At 65.5% G+C, this 19297-nt stretch carries 20 protein-coding genes and 1 pseudogene; 13 read left to right on the top strand and 8 right to left on the bottom strand.

Annotated elements, in window-relative coordinates; translation table 11 throughout:
* On the bottom strand, positions 1–292 hold a 292-nt coding region (locus FEK34_RS30470; RefSeq protein WP_212748800.1), incomplete at its 3' end, for a hypothetical protein.
* A 3165-nt stretch (positions 293–3457) separates the two neighbouring features.
* Between FEK34_RS30470 and FEK34_RS31400 the strand changes: the two are divergent.
* The 9 genes and pseudogenes from FEK34_RS31400 to FEK34_RS22015 all read left to right on the top strand — a co-directional run.
* Positions 3458–4351: pseudogene (locus tag FEK34_RS31400) on the top strand (toxin glutamine deamidase domain-containing protein); the annotation flags it as partial.
* A 103-nt stretch (positions 4352–4454) separates the two neighbouring features.
* Positions 4455–4973, top strand: coding sequence for a hypothetical protein (locus FEK34_RS30945; protein WP_249359479.1), 519 nt, complete (start codon positions 4455–4457; stop codon positions 4971–4973).
* A complete protein-coding gene (locus FEK34_RS30940; protein WP_249359477.1) occupies positions 4910–7117 on the top strand; it encodes a toxin glutamine deamidase domain-containing protein in 2208 nt (735 codons plus the stop codon). The genes FEK34_RS30945 and FEK34_RS30940 overlap by 64 nt, the downstream gene beginning before the upstream one ends.
* Positions 7114–7569 carry a hypothetical protein gene (locus FEK34_RS22035; protein WP_138450506.1) on the top strand — a complete coding sequence of 152 codons (456 nt, stop codon included), beginning with the start codon at positions 7114–7116 and terminating at the stop codon, positions 7567–7569. The genes FEK34_RS30940 and FEK34_RS22035 overlap by 4 nt, the downstream gene beginning before the upstream one ends.
* Positions 7570–8229: 660 nt before the next feature.
* The gene (locus tag FEK34_RS30110; RefSeq protein ID WP_171048332.1) at positions 8230–8775 is read left to right on the top strand and encodes a hypothetical protein; all 546 of its coding nucleotides are present in this window, start codon (positions 8230–8232) and stop codon (positions 8773–8775) included.
* A gap of 101 nt (positions 8776–8876) precedes the next feature.
* Positions 8877–9482 (top strand): pentapeptide repeat-containing protein, encoded by a 606-nt coding sequence (locus FEK34_RS30105; protein ID WP_171048331.1) that lies wholly within the window; start codon positions 8877–8879, stop codon positions 9480–9482.
* Positions 9483–9486: 4 nt separating this feature from the next.
* Positions 9487–9888: a hypothetical protein gene (locus FEK34_RS22025; RefSeq protein ID WP_138450502.1), complete on the top strand. Its 402-nt coding sequence runs from the start codon at positions 9487–9489 to the stop codon at positions 9886–9888.
* Between the two features lie 14 nt (positions 9889–9902).
* A complete protein-coding gene (locus tag FEK34_RS22020; RefSeq protein WP_138450500.1) occupies positions 9903–10655 on the top strand; it encodes a TNT domain-containing protein in 753 nt (250 codons plus the stop codon).
* Positions 10652–10936, top strand: coding sequence for a hypothetical protein (locus tag FEK34_RS22015; RefSeq protein ID WP_138450498.1), 285 nt, complete (start codon positions 10652–10654; stop codon positions 10934–10936). The genes FEK34_RS22020 and FEK34_RS22015 overlap by 4 nt, the downstream gene beginning before the upstream one ends.
* 257 nt (positions 10937–11193) lie before the next feature.
* Here the strand turns inward: FEK34_RS22015 and FEK34_RS22010 are convergent, their stop codons facing one another.
* Positions 11194–12498 (bottom strand): helix-turn-helix transcriptional regulator, encoded by a 1305-nt coding sequence (locus FEK34_RS22010; RefSeq protein WP_138450495.1) that lies wholly within the window; start codon positions 12496–12498, stop codon positions 11194–11196.
* Between the two features lie 415 nt (positions 12499–12913).
* On the opposite strand from FEK34_RS22010, the gene FEK34_RS22005 reads away from it, so the two are divergent.
* On the top strand, positions 12914–13276 hold the full coding sequence (locus tag FEK34_RS22005; RefSeq protein ID WP_138450493.1) for a hypothetical protein: 363 nt from the start codon (positions 12914–12916) through the stop codon (positions 13274–13276).
* Positions 13277–13353: 77 nt separating this feature from the next.
* Here FEK34_RS22005 and FEK34_RS22000 read toward each other — a convergent pair whose 3' ends face one another.
* The 6 genes from FEK34_RS22000 to FEK34_RS21975 form a co-directional block, all read right to left on the bottom strand.
* Positions 13354–14127 carry an ESX secretion-associated protein EspG gene (locus FEK34_RS22000; protein WP_138450491.1) on the bottom strand — a complete coding sequence of 258 codons (774 nt, stop codon included), beginning with the start codon at positions 14125–14127 and terminating at the stop codon, positions 13354–13356.
* A gap of 24 nt (positions 14128–14151) precedes the next feature.
* Positions 14152–15516 carry a hypothetical protein gene (locus FEK34_RS21995; protein ID WP_138450489.1) on the bottom strand — a complete coding sequence of 455 codons (1365 nt, stop codon included), beginning with the start codon at positions 15514–15516 and terminating at the stop codon, positions 14152–14154.
* Positions 15516–15890 carry a hypothetical protein gene (locus FEK34_RS21990; protein ID WP_138450488.1) on the bottom strand — a complete coding sequence of 125 codons (375 nt, stop codon included), beginning with the start codon at positions 15888–15890 and terminating at the stop codon, positions 15516–15518. Before FEK34_RS21990 ends, FEK34_RS21995 begins: the two co-directional genes overlap by 1 nt.
* Positions 15891–15907: 17 nt before the next feature.
* Entirely contained in the window at positions 15908–16450 is a 543-nt protein-coding gene (locus tag FEK34_RS21985) for a DUF3558 domain-containing protein (protein WP_138450486.1), read from the bottom strand.
* Positions 16451–16595: 145 nt separating this feature from the next.
* Positions 16596–17369, bottom strand: coding sequence for a precorrin-4 C(11)-methyltransferase (gene cobM, locus FEK34_RS21980; RefSeq protein ID WP_138450484.1), 774 nt, complete (start codon positions 17367–17369; stop codon positions 16596–16598).
* Positions 17370–17480: 111 nt separating this feature from the next.
* On the bottom strand, positions 17481–17906 hold the full coding sequence (locus FEK34_RS21975; RefSeq protein ID WP_138450482.1) for a PPOX class F420-dependent oxidoreductase: 426 nt from the start codon (positions 17904–17906) through the stop codon (positions 17481–17483).
* 255 nt (positions 17907–18161) lie between these two features.
* Here FEK34_RS21975 and FEK34_RS31195 point away from each other — a divergent pair, with 255 nt between their 5' ends.
* From FEK34_RS31195 to FEK34_RS21970, 3 genes are all read left to right on the top strand, one after another.
* On the top strand, positions 18162–18284 hold the full coding sequence (locus tag FEK34_RS31195; RefSeq protein ID WP_283206612.1) for a hypothetical protein: 123 nt from the start codon (positions 18162–18164) through the stop codon (positions 18282–18284).
* Positions 18285–18482: 198 nt separating this feature from the next.
* Positions 18483–18641, top strand: a complete 159-nt coding sequence (locus FEK34_RS30100) for a hypothetical protein (RefSeq protein ID WP_171048330.1) — start codon at positions 18483–18485, stop codon at positions 18639–18641.
* On the top strand, positions 18616–19293 hold the full coding sequence (locus tag FEK34_RS21970) for a hypothetical protein (RefSeq protein WP_171048329.1): 678 nt from the start codon (positions 18616–18618) through the stop codon (positions 19291–19293). Before FEK34_RS30100 ends, FEK34_RS21970 begins: the two co-directional genes overlap by 26 nt.
* Positions 19294–19297 lie beyond the last annotated feature (4 nt).

The following is a 19297-nucleotide window of genomic DNA, read 5'->3' as shown; positions in this document are numbered from 1 at the left end:
AGCCGCGATGGCCGCGATCACCGGCGAAGAATTCGAACTCTCGGCCGATACGTTCACCAGCGCCGCCGCCGGCGCCGCCCAAAACCAATTCGACCGCGGCGCAAACGACGGCGGCGGCGACAACGAACCAGGAAACGGGCCCGACAACGACCCCGAATCCGGCGGCAACGACCCCGAACCCCAGAACAACGACAACTCCGACCGCGGCGACAACAACAACGACCGCGGCGGCAACGACGGCGACCGCAGCGGGAACCAGAACCCCAACAACACGGGCAACGACGGCGACCACGGCGGAGACAACCCCACCGGCAACAACGGTCGCGGCGGAGAGAACTCCCCGAACAACACCGGAAACCAGCCCGGCCAAACCGCCCCGGCCAACGCCAACACCAACGACAACACCAGCAACGGCAACGAACCTCCCGCCCGTACCCAACCTGGCGATCCAACCAACACCGGTAGCAACAACGACCCCACCGGAACCGGCGAGAACCCGCCCTCCAACACGAACGCCGGGAACGAACCGGGCCAAACCGCGCCCGCAAACGCCGGCAGCAACGACTCCGCCCACGGCAACGAGCCGCCCACTCGCACTCAACCTGACGGCAGCGCAACCAACACCGGCGGCGATAGCAACCCCACTCAAACGAACCCCGTCGGTGACCCGAGCGGCACCGGAACCACAGACGCCGGAGCCGACCAGCCTCCCACCCAACAGCCGTTCCCCACCGGCACCGACAGCGGTGACCAGGGCAGCGGTGCCACCAACCCACCCGCCGACCAGCCACGTTCCACCACACCCACCGCCGAAGAACCCGGCAACACCGCCTCCGGCAACGTCAGCCCCGCAGGCACCGGCTCACCGGCCCAGCCCGACTCCCTCGACCTGCCCGCCCAGGATCCATCCGCACCGCAGTCGACGCAGCCGGCCCAGGACCCCACCTCCCCGGACCTGCCGGCACAGGACAACTCGACGGGTCCCACCCAGCCGAACCAGTCGGGCATTCCGCAGCAACCCGCACCCACCAGCACCGACCCCGGCGCCAACGACACCGGCACCGGCACCGGCACCGGCACCGGCGACAACCCAGCCACCGATACCGGCCGCCCCACCCAGCCGGCCCAGGACGCCCCCGCATCCCAAACCCCACAGCCCTCCCCGGTCCCGGACTCGCACACCCCGTCACCCCAAACCACCGAGGGCGCGCCAGCCGATCCGCAGAACCCGGCCAGCTCCCCGACCACAGCGCAACCGCAGCAAGCACCGGCCGAACCCGGCAACTCCACCCAGCAGAGTCCATCCACCGCCGCCCAGCCGACCGGGCCCACGGCTCCCACCACCCCGTCCGCTCCCGCGTCCCCGAGCGACCCGGCTCAGTCGCGGCCGAACTCCACCGCCGCCCCGGACAGCCCGTCAGCGACACAGCCGAACCAGGCCGCTCCCACCGCGTCGCCGAACCAGCCATCGCGCCCCGGCGACCAAACGCCGGACACCCCCGTCGGTTCGTTGGATCTCCCCGAACAGGATTCCCCCACTACTGCTCCCGATCAGACGCCGAGCCCCCTCGATCTCCCCAGCCAGGAACCCGCGCCGGCCCAGGAACCGACCCCGCTCGACCTCCCGAACCAGAACCCGGCCCCCACCCAGGAGCCGAGCCCTCTAGACCTCCCGAGCCAGGACCCCGCACCTACTCAGGAACCCACCCCACTCGACCTCCCCGACCAGAACCCCACCCCGAGTCGCGCCAACGACCCCCTGGACCTCCCCGACCAGGATGGTCGACCCACCCAAGCTCCGCGTCCCCTGGATCTGCCACCTCAGGACGCCCCCGCCGAGCAAACCCCGAGCCCGCTCGACCTGCCGGACCCCAACACCCCGACCGATCCCGACGCACAGTCCACCACCGGCGCTCCCCTCACCGTCGCACCCTCCAACACCACCGCCGCGGCCGCGACAGCCACCGCACCCTCGCTCGATGGCGGCACGCAGACGAACTCGCCGTCCGCCTCTGGCGCCGCCACACCCACGTCCACCCCGCTCTCGCCCCAGCAGAGCCCCACTCCCACAACACAACCGGGACCGAGCCCGCAAGCCGCCGGCCCCGCATCCACGCGCCCCACCCCACCGTCCAATAGCCCTGCCCGGCCGACCTCACCACGCCGCAACGACCCCGGCACGCAGCCGAACTCACCCACCTCGACAGGTTCCGACGCACCCACCTCGACACCCCCGCCGTCGCCCCAGGACTCCACTCCCGCAACGTCACCCGCGCCCACTCCACGGCCCGGCGCCGGCGACCCCACGCCGCCCTCGAACGACAGCACCCGGCCGACCGCCCCGAGCCGCGACTCCGTCGCCACCGACCCGCCGTCGCCCCAGCCGACCGAAACCCACCTCACACCCCCACCCAACCGCCCCGGCTACGACCCCACCATCCACAAATACGTAGCCCACTTCAACGACGGCCGCCCCATCCCCCGCGACCCCTTCTTCGCCGGCGAATACAACCCCCACATCGGCCGCTACCAACCCACCGAAGCCGAATTCCAAGCCGAACGAGCCCAACTCGCCGCCAACCCACCTGCGCCCGATACGCCCCACAACACGCCCACCTCGGACCCCGGCAACCACCACCCGGGCGCCCCGAACCAGCAGTCCGTCGACCCCGCGCGCGACGAAACCCACGACTCCTCCCCAGCAACCAGGCCCTCTCCCCACGACACCACCCCCACGAGCACCACTCTCCCAGGCACAACCCCCGCCTCCACCGACCTCCACGATTTCACCAACCTCGAAGCCCACCGGGCGCGAACCCAACTCCCCAGCTGGTGGCCCAACCCTGCCCGCGACCAGGCCAACAACTCCCCGGCGCCGAGCCCCTCCACCACCAACCAGCACTACCCGTACCCGGCATTCCCGGACGCCCGCGCCCCAGAGTCCACCCCGCATGCCGGCCCAAACCGGGCCGAATCTCCGGCGCCCCTGGGAGGCCGCCCCCATTCGGCCACACTGGGCCACCCCGACCGGTCGACCCCACCGACCGCCAGACCGCAATCCACAGCCCCTCTGCGCACCGCCCATATCCCGGATCAGCATCGCGACCCCAGCACACCCACCCCTGCCCGCACCCACAACCCGATCCCGAACACCCCAGGCACTCACCCACACTCACCGGTCCCGAATCCGCGACAGAACACACCGCCGCGCACCCGCCAGCCACAACAGACGCCTACCGCCCAGGCACGTGTGGCCCGCGAGTTCTATCGCAATAGGCCACCGATTGATGGCCGAACAACCCCGGTCTCTACCTCCCGAAACCACAACTCTCGTCAGAGGCCGGGATACGATGTCCGCCGGTACGAACTTCCTTCCGGGCACCGCCTTTCGGTGATATCCATTCGGATCAACCTCGATGTTGCACGAAACGTCCCGCCGCATGATGTTCGGCAGTTCATGGAATCGGTTGAGCGGTCAGTCGACCGCGCATTCAATAACGAGCAACGTCTACTCAGCGGTGACGCCCTCCTGGTCGACGTCGTGTACACCACCGACCCGGCAGACGCCCATGTTCAACTGACTGTGGACAACAACCGCGAAAACCTCAGCGCCCTACCACCCCACAGCAACGCCGATGACGCTACCGGCCAGATTCGTCACCAACTCGGCCTCCCGACGGTGTCGACAACTGGCAACCCGGGGCTCACTCAGGATGATCTGCGGCAACTCAGTGACGACATCGCGGCCAGTAATACTCCGACACGGCTCGGAAATCCATCGGACCTCAGGAGGTTCGGTAGGACTGAACTTCAAGCGGTGGAACAGGTCGAATATCAAACTGCCGTACAAGACTCGCTTCGCGCAGGAAATGGCTTCCAGATAGGCGCGGACCCTCGTACGCACCCCTACGGTCGGCTCATCAACGATGGTGGCCCGACCGTAGCCGGCCGCGGCAACAATTGCCTCGACTGCTCGTTGTCGGCGCTGTCGTCGTTCTTCGGTAATCCTCAGGTGTCCGCACCGCGGTGGCCAGATCGGTCGGCGAACGGAACTCTTGACGAATCCACCGGTGAGTTCAGCGGACTGAGCCGAGCAGAGCGCTGGCTCGGGGGCGGGCTTCTGAGCTTTGATAACGGCGAAAGATCTGTACCTGAGCAGTTCGCATCTATGCATTCGTGGATTACTCAGCTGGGTCCTGGATCGGCAGCGCTGATAGTCAATGAGTGGCATGCGTGGAACCCCGAAACGCAGCAATTCGAATACAACGCGAACGGGACTCCTCGCTCCGGAGGCACACACGCAACAGTCATCGTCTACCCCCTCGGCGCCGATGGCCCGGTGTGGTGGGATCCTCAGTCCGGGGAAATGTCCGACCACCCACCTATCTATATGGCGAACGCATCGCTCGATGTGTGGTTCACGCCAATCCCTGCTGATCAAGGAGTTAACTACGATGCCGGCGCCGTACAGAACCAAGGAACAGGTCCAGCAGTACCTGGAGCAGATCTTCGGTCCCAGCCGGAGCTATCGGATCGGGGAGATCGAGCACGGCTGGCTATGCAGCCCGCAACCCGGGCCGGACACGACGTTCAGCCAGAGGGTCGGGATGACGAGTCTGGTAGTGAACGCGGAGACCGGAGTGGTGCACCGATACCCGAGCTGGCCGGGCCCGAAAATCGCGGAGGATTACACACGAGCGATGCGGACCGGACAACAACCGACCGCACGTCAGGTCTACCCACCGCAGAACCGCATCAGCCTTCGCCGCACCAACGAGACGATCGACCAGATCGAGTACCAGGTGACGGAACTCGCCGAGCGGAAACCTCCGAACACCTTCCACCTCGTGATCAACAAACGAACGCTGGAATACCAACCAACCGGGACCACATCAGCAGTGGTGACGTCATGGCTGGACTGGCGCAAGACCCAGGACGGGACGTGGCCGGAAGCGGGGACTACCGCGTACTAGCGGCGAATGACGATCGGTCTGGCGATAGTCGCGAGATTCATCCTCGGTCGACGTCAGACAATCACCAACAGAACCCCGGGCCCCTAGGCCACGGCCAGGAGCCAGATTCACGAACAACAGCACAGAACGCACATCCACCCAGCGCTTCGCAGGACGAGGTCAGAGGCGGAAGACCCCGCGCGTCTGATCACATTGCCGGCCAAGACCGCCCCCAGACGGCTGCCCCGGCCGGCCTCGCAGGTCCCACCCCCGCAGGGAGGCCCGGATCACCCGCGCCCGACCACTCATCAGCCGGTTCATCTCAACCGTCGGACACTCCCGCTCACCCAGATGAAGTGCCCCGTCGGACGCTCGATGAAGTTCGCCCGTTTGAACAGCCCGGTGGTCTGCGTCCCGTCGAACCCGAGTTTCAGCAAGCTGTCGAGAACGCGGTACCTCGGGACTCCAACGGTGAACCGTTGGTACACCCGCCCGTCAACCACTCGTGGGTAGACGAAGTCAATGACGGCGGACCGTGGGCTGACTCCGGCCGGGGCATCAACTGTGTCGACGCCACACGAGCGGGCTTGTCGACCTACTACGGGGACCCCCAAGCGGCGGCTGCAAGGATGCTCGAGACCGACGAATTCGGGCGACCGGATTGGGCGGGCGAAATAGACGGCATCTCGAACATGGAGGAATGGGCGGGCGCACGGTACTCGTACACCGGAACCGGTGACGATGGGCTCGATGAGGTCATGCAACGGGTGGCCGACGCAGGCCCTGGCGCAAGTGCTGCAGTTCTTGTCGAGTGGGCACCCACAGATCCACCAGAGATCGACCCTGGTACCGGGCTACCTTGCGATCCAGGCTCTCACCAACTCGCGTTGATCAACGACAACGGCAGAGTTCTGTGGGTCGACTTCCAAACGCGAACTATCACCGATTACTTCCCGTTTACGGAGGGCGTCGGTGACGTCTGGGCAATCACAATGGACTCCGACCGGAATCCCGTGCTCGACCCGGATCAGGGTTACCCCAATGCCTCAACCGAACCTCCAGAAGGGCCGCCGAACCGCCCCGCCGGCGAAACTGGCGATAGCGGAGAGGGAACCGATCCGTCGGCGATCGGCCAACATGTGTCACCGCTGCTCGACGCAGAGGAGTATCTGGCCCAGCCGCATGTAGCGCAAGCGTTGAGCCGTGCCGACGAACAAGGCACTACCGTGGTAGTAGACGGCGCTGAGGTGCCGATCGGTCAGGCAATTCGCCGGCTTCTCCCACAGCATCCCGAGCTGGCGGCTCTGCTTCAGGAGACCGACTACCTGGAGAAATCTCTACTCGCTCGCCCGAAGACGCTCGGATCGCTGATGAATCACCCCGAGGCGATTCCCGTACTGATCGATGCCGCACACGAAGTGCGCGACCGCGGGCCCGACGAAATACTTGCCGAGCACGAATCTGCACCAGGACCCGAGCCGACTCCGCTGACACCGGAACAACACACAATCTCGGAGGCATTACGTGCCTGCGCCGAGGAGTACTTGGATACGGACCGGCGCCAACCCGATTTCGATGTGAGCAGAAAGGACGACCCCCAGTACAGGAGCCAATATCTCGATCGGCAGTACCAGCAATGGGAAGCTACACAGGATGCGTTGAACGCTGTTGTCCGCGAAGTTGCTCTGGAAACAGACGGCCAGGCCGGTTGGCGGAACGAGCCGAAGGACCGGGTGCGCGCCGAGGACAAGGTTGCCGGTTACGAGGGAAACGTTTCCCGACTGACCGATCTCGTCGGGGCGAAGATCGTGTTCGACAGCGTTTCGGACATCTATCGCGCCGCCGGTTTGCTTGCAAGCGATGAGCGTATCGAGATTGTCGATTTCGATGACCGATTCAACGAACCAGTCGGGTCAGGCTACCGCGACCTGCAAATGAAGGTACGGATGCCGAACGGTCATATCGCCGAGCTTCGGCTGCATCTCAGCCACATCGACGAGGTTGCGAATTACGAGCACGCTCTCTATGAAGGCAGGCGTGATCTCAAAGCGCTGGCCGAGTCCGAAGGCAGGGAGCTGACACCGAACGAATCTGCACTGAAGGCCGCACTCGAACGACGTTCTGTCGAGATGTTTCAGATGGCCTTAGAAAGGGGACTGACATGACCTCGGCACGCCCACGCTACTACCAATACTTCGCCCGTCCGATCAAGGTGGAATCGACCCCGGACGGCCGTGATGTCGGCAGCATATTGAATAACGACACGGGTAGGTTCGAAACCGCGCCGTTCGAGATCGTGGAGGAGGTGCTCAGCGCGCGTACCGAAAGCCACATAAGAACGTTCAGGTCCGAGCGGGATTTCATCCGGGCGGTCGAGGAGGCGCGGATGGAACATCTTCGCGGATCCGGCCCGGTCTTCGCACTGTACGAAACGATTTCAGCGATATTCGAACAGCGTAGAGCTGAGAGACGCCATATGACACCGGAGGAACGAGCGCTGGTTGCGTCGTTGTTCCAGCGGACGTACACGATGTGGGAGGACGAGTTCGCCAGGCAGGATGCCGGTCAACAACCGTCGTTCGACTACGAGCCCAGATATCCATCGACGAAGGAGTAGTAGTACGTGCCCGAACAAGTCTCGTACTTCACCCGGCGCAATGCCTCGGGCCGGACCGATATCATCCGTCACCTCCCAAGTGGCCAGACCGAATCCTTCAGCGCCACGGGCACTTGGGAACCAGTCGAACTATCCGACCCTGCCAACGATCCGGCAACAACACCAATCACAGCCGAGGCCGCTGCGCTCGAGATCTACCGGCAACGCGAAAGTGGTGCGGTCCCGAAGGTCGAGGGAGTCGCCATCCCGCTCCTCCCTCGAAGCACCGAACCGGCACCGAGGCCCGGCGCCGGACCGGTTGACATCTTTCAAGCCCAGGCCATCGCCGACGAGTGGATGGGCCGCGCTCATTCCGGCAAGCGGGGCCGCGGCGGCGTGTACGAATTCGACGCCGGTTTCGTCGTCTATCCGCTGATCCCCGCCGCGATGGACGAACCGGCGAGCGAATCGGCACCACGCCGACCCAGATCGAGGCGAGCCGGATCCGGTGTCGGAGTCATCGACAGACAGACCGGCCAGCTCTCACTCTGGCCCAATCTCCCGCACAAACAAGTCGCCGAAATGTACCGGCGCTCCCGATCCACGGATTAGGCGCCAGAGCGACTCGTGCAGAATGGCTTTCACAAACATAGGTCCGACAAGAGGGGGGTTCACTGAGCCATGGTGGAGCCATTGGAAACTCGGGAGCAGGTCCGCGGATTCTTGGCGGATACTCTTGGGGCAACTCGCGATTTCTGGGTACTACAGTGCGAATATGGCTGGGTTTGCCAAACGGTCCTGACCGAGGAGGAGCTGGCCAGCGGCGAAGGGCTCGGCCTGGGCAACTACGTCGTCAACAAGCAGACGGGTGTGATCACGGCCCATTCGAGCCTCGAGCCGGAGACGATCGGCGAGGAATACGACGAAGCGATCAGGACGGGTCGGCCGGTGCGGGGATACCGGGTGTATCCACCGATATGGCGGGTCGACATCGAACGGATATGGGAAACAACGGAGGAGATCGAGTACCGGGTGTCAGCCCGATCCGAGACTCAGACGCCGGCGCAGCCACCGATCGAACATCAACTGGTGATCAACAAACAAACCCTGAAATTCACATCGACCACACGCGCGATCCACGAATCGGTCCGACATGCGAAAGCATGGGCGGAAGCGCGCAGCCGCCAGCACGGGTTATGGCCCCAGAACGGCACTTTCGAGTTCTAGATGGTGTTCGCAGACAAGGACCCGACACCACCTGGCGAAGCGTCCGACCGAGGCATGGGGTCCCCGATGTTTCCAACAGCCATGGACGGCGCGGCAGGCGCTTGCGCACGGGCGAGGGATTCGCCGCATACGGCCACAAGTTCGATACAGCGGATCTCACCGGCGGCGACTTCTCCAACTGCCAGATGAACGGTTCGTCTTTCCGCGGAACCATCATCCGCGATGCAGTCATCTACCGCTCAGACCTGTCCGAAACAGATTTCACCGGTGCCGATTTGGCCCGCTCGAGAATCGCCCGGGTCGAGTGGGATTACGCCGATCTGGCACATGCTGATCTCAGGTCGTGCTCGATCACCAAGACGTCGTTCTGCCGGACGAAGATGCGTTCTTCGAATCTCAGCGAGGCGGTATTCACCGACTGCAACCTGATCAACGCCGACCTCCGCGGAGCGAACCTGCGCGGAGCACGATTCGAGGCGTGTGCGATCGAGGTCTTGCTGGACGAGACAACACTCATCGAAGGAATGACGGGCATCGCATATGGTCCTGCGCAGATCCTCGATGGATCCGACTCGCGGGCACTGGACGGCCAAGAGCTCGCGGACTGGCTCAGCAGCCACGGCGCGAATGTACGGATCCTTGTACCCGGAAATCAGAACCCGAACGGCGATGCTGAGCACCGGCAAGAACTGATGGGAAGAACCTGAAACCATGAACGTACTGCCCGATCTCACCGAAGTAGTCGCCCAGCTCGATGACGCGGACGACGAGTCCGCGTTCGGGCAGGTCTCCGCGCGGGAAAGGCTCGGCAAGCTGGACGAGGACGTTCGTTCGTCCCTGGCCACGTACCTGGATGAGTCCAGCGCGCTCTGGGTGACCGCGTCGATCGACGATCCTCTGGACCCGGCCGCGAAGCGGGTGGTGTCGATCGGATACTCGACCGACGGGACGTGGGCGTGGCCCTCGTACTGGGGGTACTTCGTGCGGCAGTACGGGGTGGAGGTGCCGGCCGAGTTCGTTGCTCACGCGCGGGAACGGAAGTTTGTGCCTGCGGTTCTGGACCGGGATGCCCTAAGGGCCGCGGAGCGCGAGTTCGAGAATCTGCTGGGCTGAGGAGAGGGCAGGACGTGGATTACAACGAGCTCGGGATGATCCTGCGCGGGCTGAAGGTGCCGGACTCGATTTATTCGATCGGCCGGCTGGCCGACGATCATTATTGCCTTGTGCCCGGGGAGGACGAGGGCACGTTCGAGGTGTTCTGGTACGAACGCGGTGGCAGGCACGACCGCTGCGTGTACACGCGGCAGGATGCCGCGTGCTGGGGCATGCTCGGCATGATCGGTGGCGGGCTCAGCGGGTCGCAGCCGCTGGCTCCTGGGCGCGGGACCGCGGGCGCGCTCGGCGGGGCGCCTATTTCGCATCCGGCTGTGCAGGCGTTGCTGGATGACGATGCGGGCGGTGTTTTCGGCGAATTCACCGAAGACGATTGGGTTCAACGGTTCGTGGTGCCCGAGGATCGCACGCTGCCGATGGGTGAACGGCGGTTGATCTGGCCGGATCCGAAGCAACATCCGGACGGTTTCGCCGATCCCACGGGCCGCGCGCCGATCCGTCTCGCACCGGGCCGGATTCTGGACTCGTTCGGTTCGACCTATACGCGCCTGATGTACGACATGGGCACACCTTTCGTCGAACGTTCGCTCCCGATCGACTACGCGCATTCGGGTTACCGCCGCTGGCGGGTGATCAGCGAAACGCCGGTGTGGGCGGGCCCGGTCGCACCCTGGTTCGGGCAGCCGGGCGGCGGCACCCAGTACTTCACCGTCATGCCCGTCGTCGACCTGGTGGGCGCCAAATTCATCGAGGAGATCGCGTCGTGACCGGAAGTGGGCTCTTTCCCCAGGACCCGACCAGCCAGCTGGCACGATTCTCCAAAGTCGCCACCCCGAATTCGCTGGTGTCCGAGGGCAGATTGCGCGAACAAGCCTGGTGCATGATCGAAGCCGAGGACGGCTGGTGGGACGTCTTCTACTACGAGCGCGGCTGCCGAACCCAGAACCTCGGCCGCGCCAACTCCCGCCTCGCCGCCCTCCGCCTGCTCGGCGGACGCATGCTGGTCACCGACATCCTGAACCGGAGCCGGCCCGGCACCCCCAGCTGATCGACCTGCACCGCAACCAACCGAGGACGATGCACCCCCGATGCCGCCGGGTCGAGCATCGATGCGCGGTGGGTGGATCTCCGCGCCCGGAGACCGAGACGGCAGCTCCTTATTAAAGGTTATGCGACAACCTTTAATAAGGGCTTGCGCTGTTGAAGGTTACGGCGCCGCCGCCTGGACCGAGATTGCCGAGCTTTGCCCATTTCAGGGGCGGTTTCGGCGCAGATTGGCTGCGTACCGCTCGAGCAAGCCGCGCGTCAGAGTCGCGCACTGACCAACCGGTCGTATCGACGGCGGAATGACGCGGCCGAGTCGGTGCGGGAATGCTGGATCGCGGTCCGGAGCGGCTGGAGCTCGGCCAGCAGGCGTGGGGATTCGACGGGGCCGGCGAGGAGGTCGAGGGCGGAGTGGGCGGCGGCGAGGGCTTCGGTGGTGTCGCCCAGGCCGGTGAGGGAGGCGGCGTAGTAGGTGCGGTAGGAGGCTTCGTCTCGGGGGAGGTTGCCGGGGCGGGTGAGGCTTTGGTGGAAGAGGGTGGCGGCGCGGTGGTGTTGGCCGAGGAGTCGGCGGCCGCGAGCTTCGTGAACGGTCAGTTCGGCTTCGGTTACGTGGTCGAGCCAGGCGGGGTCGTCGTTTCCGTCGAGTCCTCGGTCGACTTCCCGCCACATCCGCACGATGGCGCGTTCGAACTCATCGCTGTCGCCCACGGCGGCGTACGCGGTCGATTCCTCGGCGGCGCGTAGCGCGTTGAGTCGACGGGACGGGGAGGATCGGGCGAGCTCACTGGCGCGGCAGGCCAGCCGAACCGGCTCGCGGCTTCGGGTCGGGGCAGCGATGGCGACGTTCGCCAGATCACCGAGGGCGGCGGCGAGTAGTGAAGCGTCGCCGTGCTGTTCGGCCAGCAGCACCGATTCGCCGAGACACTGGCGCGCGAGATCCGGCCGACCGGTATCGCGGGCGAGCCAAGCCGCCGTGTTCGACAGCCATCCCGTTGCCGTTGCCAATTCCGCACCGATACGCGGCCCGTACTCCCCGTAATCGAGCAACCTCCGCGCCAACCGGTACTGCTCCAGCGCGTATCGCGCGATCCCTCCCCCACCGAATCGGTTGTCGTGCTCCCAGAGTCGGCGGTTGAGGTCGTGCAGGTAGGTGATGTGCGGGGTGCCGACCTTGACCGGGCCTGGGGCGTCGGCGGCGGTTGCGGTGAGTGCGACCGTCGTTGCCAGGCCGAACTGTCTGCGGTTCACGTCCTCGGCTCCTTCGTCCCCGCTTCCGATGGTCCCCGGATCGGCGGTTCCGAGCAAGAGTGGGGTGAGGGCGGTGCGCGGGATGCCGAGTGCGTCGGCGGCGCGGCAGAGTTCGCGCAGGTCGAAGATGGTGCCGACCTCGCCGCGCTCCACTCGGCCGGTATGCGTGCGGTCCCAATGCAGTAGCTGCCCGAAATCGGCTTGGGTCAGGCCCATCCGCTGACGCACCAGTGCCAGCGCCCGGCCCGGCTCACCGGCGGCCAGCAGCCTGCGAAACGCTGGTATTTCCCATGCGGCCGTGAGCTTTTCGTCGTCCATCGATGCCCCCTGCGATGTGTAGTGAGCGAACTCTAGACCCGAAACCGCACGTCAGGGATGTCAACGGCAGATTCTGCACATCACGGCTGCGCACTTTCTGGCGTCGCCTAACCCCGACCGTCCAGCGAGTCTGGTCCCGCACCCGGCGCCGGGCCGATGCCGACCCTTTCGGCACACCGACCCGCAATGCCGCCGGTCGGTGGCGAAAGCCCCCGGCGCCGAGTGCCCGACCAGAGAGGACACCCATGAACACACCGTTTCCACGAGGGGGACATGAGGCAGGCGACACGCCGCAGAGTCCGGTCTCTTGTCCCCCTCGTCAGCGTTCGGACGAGGACTTGGCGAGGGAGGTTGCGATCTTGCGGGCTGTTCGAGATGGGCTCGTGCGGCAGCTGGGTGGGCGGGGGTGAATGCGGTGGATTCGTGGCATGTGCTGACCGGCGTCGTGTCGGCGCTCGCGGGGTGCGGGGTGGCGGTGCTCATCGTGGGATGCGTGTGGCCGGTCGATCGGCCGGATCCGCCGACGCACCGGCGGGCACGGCCAGCGCGGTCGGCTCCGGTGTTCGATCCGACGGCGTGGACCTGCGGTTTGCCGCTGGCACCGCTGTCGCTCGACGATGCGCACCGCGCCATGCAGCATCACCGTGAGCACGACTGCGCCCGCAAACACGCCGCATTCGCGACACTTGTCGCGGCCGGGCGTATCACGCCGGACTCACGGCGCCGGCGCACGGTGGTGATGGGATATCCGGGTCGGCCGCGCGAGGCGAGCCGATGAGTGTGCGGTCGTTGCCGCTCCGGCCGCGGTGCTGTTATCCGGAGGTAGGGAACCGGCTGACGCGCACCGCGGGGAAATCAGCGTGCCGAATAGATTCCGTCACGCACCGCAGTCACGGTCCGGGACAGCATGTCCTGCAAGGTGGTGGCGATCCGGTCGCTCGTCGTGGGTTTGGTGACAATGACGTTGTCGCCGACAGTGACGTAGCGGCCGTCGTCTTCGAAATCGGTGATCTGAAAATCCTTGCGACCCACTGTGTGCCGGTTGTCGGGGCTTCCGAAAGCGTAGACGCCGATATGCGCGATACACGCGGTGGGGCGGGCGAAGAAACGCTCGAATTCTTGACGCGGCGTCGTCCGCCAGGAATCGCGAACGACGGGGGCGGGCTTCTCCAAATCCTCGGCTGCGATACGCAATTGCTCGGCGTGGCCTGGACCGCATTCGGGCAGAACGCTGACGACTTCGCGTGCGACGGCGGTGTCGGGGAGGAATGCGAGGGTGACGTCACCGCCGTGCTCGTTGTCCGGCCCGGGAGCCTGCACCGCGATCGCGCCGTGCTCGTGGTGGACGCCGGCATGCGCGCGCAGTTTCCGGTCGCGGGCGGTTCCGGTATAGCCCGCGAGTTCCACGCGGGCCTCGGGGGCGAGCAGGACGTGCACCGCGCGCAACAGGTCGTCGTCGAGTTGCGGTTGCAGTGCTTTCGCCGCGGCTTGCCGCAAACGCATTGTTTCCGAACGGAACTCGGTAGTGAATTGATGCTGCAACGGATAGGGCAGCACGTCGCGGCCGGTGGCGTCCCACAGCGTCCGGAATTCGAGCGCGGTGAAACGCCACCGCCGCACAGTACTCACGCGGATATCCTCGAGAATCTCGTCTTACTCGCCGATGACCGGGGGCACCGTTTTCGCCAGGGAATCGAGTCCGGTGAGTTCATTGCCGTTCTCCTGATTGATCAGGTAATCCGGCACGCCCTTCGACGACTCTTCCTCGGAAGAATTGCCGCCACGCGCACCCGGCGACATCATGCCCGGCATACCTGTCCTGCCGAGCCCACCGGCACCCGCACCGCCACGGGCCGCAGCGGCATTCGCGGCGGCACCTCCCGCGCCCTGACCGCCGGGCAGCGACCGGCCGAGCCCCGGCGCGGAGCCACCCGAACCACCCGAACCCGAACCGCGTCCTCCGGAACCGCCTCCGCGACCGGGGAATCCGGTCGTCGCCGCACCAACGGGCACGGCGGAGGTCGACGTCGACGCGGGCGCGGTGGAGGTGCCTGCCGGTGTCGTGGACTGCGGGGTCGTGGTGCCGGATTCGGTGCTCGCGGCGGTGGTCGACGGGTCTTGCGACTCGGTGCCGGTTTCCTCGCCGCCCGTTTCGGTGGGCTGCTTCGGCTCTACAGATGTCCCGCCGCCGGTCCCGGTACCGCCGCCGGTGCCGTTCCCGGATCCATTTCCGTTGCCGTTCCCATTGCCGTTACCGTTCCCATTGCCGTTGTCGTTCGAGAGCGGGTTGTGCGGGCGCGGAATGTACGGGACGCGGGTGTCGGATTCCCGGATCACCGGGGCATACACCGTGGTGAGGACGCGGACGGCCTCGACTTTCGCATTGTGGTTCGCGACATCGTCATTGCGCCAACCCCGGCCCGCGATCGCGGAACGCAGGTTATCCACGCCGCTACGGTGCTCGGGCGCATGCGGAACAAGAGCCAGTGTCGGTTCGAGACCGGTCTGGAGTTCGGCCAGCTTGCTGGACGTCAGCTTGGCCGAGTTCACGAGCTGCGCGGACTTGGTGACGTAATCGCGCACACCCGCCAACGCGGCATCACGCGAAGCACCTTTCCAGATGCTCTCATCGGTGGCGCGCTGCATGGCGGTATTGAACGTGTCGAGAGTTGTTTTGGCGCGATCGCCGATGGTGTTCCACGTCGAGACGAGATCGCTGACCGCCTTGATATTGATCTGGTCGACCTTCTGCCGCAACGTGGCGACATCGAAGGCCTCGAATTCATCCTCGTCCAACACCTGCGGCGGACGGAACTCACCCTGGAACCCGATCTCGCCGGCCTTGCTCCGCACCCCATCGCGCTGCGTGTTGTACTTGTTTTGCACATCCGCAGCGTTGACATCCGGCTTCAGGTCCTCGCCGGCAATAAAGTTGGTGATCCCGATACCAATATTCGACGCGATATCGCCGAAGTCCCAACCGAGGATGCCGAGTTTCGAGGAAGGAATGAACACCATCAGGGCACCTGCCCGGCAGCGGTGATGGTGGCGGTGTTCTCGATGTCTTGGCCGGTGATGCGTTTGAAGGAAAGGGCGAAGACTTCGCGCATGTCCTTGACGACTTCGATGTGTTCGCGGATTACGGCATCGATCGAGCGGTCCTCGCCGGTGGCCTGGGCGAGGAACTTCTTCACGAGGTCACCGGCCATTTTGAAATCGCCGAATCCGGAGACGTTCTGGGCATCCTGAGCAAGGATGCCAAGACTGTCCAGCTCTGCGAGGTGTTGATCGCACGCTTTGGCGCATTCGTAAGCTGCTTGCTGGTCGTCCAGGTACAGCTCCCCCGAACGAGCCTGCTCGGCTAAGCGACCCCATAGCTCCGTGTCAGCCATTGGCGTATACCCCCCGATTACTGTGGAAATACGGGAACAATCGAAGCACCCACGCGATCCAGAATCGCACATGGGTCTTCGGGATTATCTACGCTCATCAGTTTGGAAACACGAAGCTGAACGACCCCTTGCTTCGCCGGGAATAGCACATCACACAGGAGATCTTTGGAAGCGCCTTCGACCTTGAACTGGCGGCCGGCACGTCCAGCGACGGTGACGTCCTGGAATTCGACATTCCCTGGCTTGCTCTCGAACTCGGCGACAGGCCGATCAGTCGAGAACACCGTCATCGAGTAGACCCGATTGCGCCATCGGCATATCTCCCAGCCCGTCTGATCAACGCCGCCGATCCCACTCTCCTTGGTCTCAGGCACGAGCTCGACGGCGGCAATAACGTCTTCCGGGATTCCTGTGCACGGATCCCACAGCTCGACGGGAGCGGCACTCGCACTGGTCGCACTCCCCTCCGCCGTCGGCGACCCCTCGGTACTCCCCCCGCACGCAACCACCCCGGGCACAACAGCACCCGCGAGCAACATCATCATGATTCTGCGCGCCATCCCCACCCTTTCGACCTGTGACGGCTCAGGACCCACCGACCTTAGCAGACGACCAGTTGGCGAGCCGGGCCGATACTGGGCTCGATATCAGGGGCAGTGCAGCTCAAGCACACCGTCTACCTGCGGTGATAGCAAGGGACGCGCACTACTTCCGGGGTGATCCGAGCTCACCGGCACCCCGATCCCGCCCCGGGTCATACAAATGAGACCCCGCGCAGGAGATTCCGGATTGCAGGGCCCGGCCGACGAGAATCACGGCAGCCTGGCGTAGGCCTGCTGCTTCGACCTGGTCGGCGATATCGGCGAGGGTGCCGCGCAGGACCAGTTCTTCGGGTTGACTGGCGCGGTACACGACCGCGACGGGGCAGTCGCGGCCGTGGAACCCGGCGAGTTCCTCGGCCAGACCCCGGATGCGGGTGATGGCCAGGTGGAGAACGAGAGTGGCTCCGGTGCGGGCGAATTCGGCCAGGGCCTCGGATTCGGGCATGGCGGTGGAGCGGGCCTGGGTGCGGGTGAGGACCACCGATTGCACCACTTCGGGGACGGTGAGTTCGGTGCCGAGGATGGCGGCCGCGGCGGCGTAGGCGGGGACGCCGGGGGTGACGTCCCAGGGGATGCCGTGGGCGTCGAGGCGGCGGGTTTGTTCGGTGAGGGCCGAGTAGATCGACGGGTCGCCGGAGCAGAGGCGGGCGACGTCGAGGCCGGACTCGTGCGCGCGCACCAGGTGGGCGATGATCTGGTCGAGGTCCAGGTGCTGGGTGTCGATCAGCTCGGTGCCGGGGGCGCAGTGGGCGAGCACGTCGGGGTCGAGGTAGGTGCCGGCGTACAGGCAGACCGGGGAGCTGCGCAACAGGTTGACCGCGCGCACGGTCAGCAGGTCGGCGGCGCCGGGACCGGCGCCGATGAAATGCACCGTCATGAACCGGCCCCTTCCGCGCGGCGGAGACGACCGGGCGCGGGCACGCGGGTCCGTAGCTCGGTCATGGGACGTCCTCTTCCTCGGTTCGGGTGTGGCGTCCGACGAGTCTATTCAGCCGGCCATATCGAAGGCCGCGATGACCTTGTGCGGCCGCACCCGCACCACCAGCTCGCCGGGCACTCCGTTGCGTTTGCCGAACTCCTCGGCCCGGTCGGCGCCCATGTACCGACCACCGATCGCGGTGGCGGTGCGCACCAGCTCATCCAGGTCCTCCGACAGCGTCGCGGTGCCCTGGACCTGCACGAACGCATACGGCCGTTGCTCGAGATCCACGCACAGCGCGATCCGGTTGTCGCGAGCCAACGCCTTACCCTTGGCCGAGGTCTTGCCGGTGTTGAACACCAACTCCTCACCCTCGACGATGAACCACACCGGGACGACCACCGGCCGCCCGTCCCCGGCCGTGAACGCCACCTTGGCCGTCCGCGTGCCTTCGGTCAGAAAATCGCGCACCTTCGGATCCGACAATGTCGCCATCCGCCCACCATAAGCCGCTCCCGCCACTCAGCCGTCCAATCACGCGCGCCGAGTGCTACATGAGCGAGGCAAACTTCGAGTAGGCCCCTCGCTCATGTAGCGCTCGGCGGGTGCGCGGTTGGCGTGAGTGCTCGTGGGCGGGGAGGAGGAGCTTGCGGAGTGGGCAGGTTGTGCGGCGAGGTCCCGGCGGGCTGGCTTTTATTTTTTCCTGACGTATGGTCGGAGTCAGTTGGAACTTCGAAAGCAGGAGCGACAATGGCTGACAAATCCCGCGGTAAGGCGCTGAAGAAATCCGAAACCACGATCAAGGAGCGCCGGGCCGCGAAGCGCGAACGCGAGGCAGGGACGTCGGTGATCACGCGGAAGCGTAAGGGCTGAGCCACTTTTCACCAGTACGGCGCACATCTGCCGCCGACCGATTTTTGCGGATCGTCCCGATCCGCCACCACCCCGACAAAATCTCGCATTTTCCTCGGACAGTCGGGTTCTGTTTTCCGAATTCACGGCCTGATTTTTGCTGCGCGAAAAATCCGAGCACGCAGCGAACGACAGGGCCGAACAATGTCAGGAGTTTCCATGACCACCTCCGGAATCACGGACCGGGCGACCGACAGCGGGTCGGGTTTCAGCACCGCCGAGATCAAGGCCCGCATCAAGGAGATGTTCGACGCCCGAGCGCCGCACATCCCAGCAGAGGAGGACGGCGGTCGTGATCGCGACGAAGATGAACCGTAGCGGCGCGCCGTCGTCGTCGGTGCGGCGGTGCTCACCGGCGGCGGTATCGAGGGCGGCGCGGTCACCGGTCGTCATCGGACGGCCGGGCCGCCTGCTCGATTCGGTCGTCGCGGAGTTCCGCCGGCAAGGCATGACATCCAGTTACGGTGGGGCGCCGCATGTTTCGCGGCGGATGTCCCGGATACCGAGCGCGGCAATCGGATCCGGCGCGACGACCACGACCGGTTCAACGAACCCGCGCACCACCGAACTCGCAGCGACCACCCCCGCCACCATCGTGATCCTGGATCGGTCCATGATCGAGTTCCTCTTCCGCGACCGCACGAGCAGCGCGGGCGTCGTCCGCATATTCGACCGCATCCGACGGGAGGGCCCGGTCGAACGCCAACTATGCGGAATGGCAACCACATCCGCGCTCTCGATCGCCGCGCGACGGCTGCTCATCGTGTGCGACATCGGGCAGACCTCGCGCGACGAGCGGACCCGGGCGCTGCGCTGGGTGCGCGGACTGGCGCACCGGATCGGGTACGAATGTTCGGTCAACGGGCTGCACGGCCTCGCCACCTGGTACACGGTGGTCGTGGCCGGAACCGATCGGGCACACGCGGCGCGGTCGGTCGTCGAGTGGTATCGGAGTGGGCAGCTGCCGTGAGCGA

The sequence above is a fragment of the Nocardia cyriacigeorgica genome, from assembly GCF_005863245.1.
Classification (GTDB): Bacteria; Actinomycetota; Actinomycetes; order Mycobacteriales; family Mycobacteriaceae; genus Nocardia; species Nocardia cyriacigeorgica_C.
The sequence above is the reverse complement of the archived record's forward strand: the minus strand, read 5'-3'. Positions and strand labels throughout refer to the sequence as shown.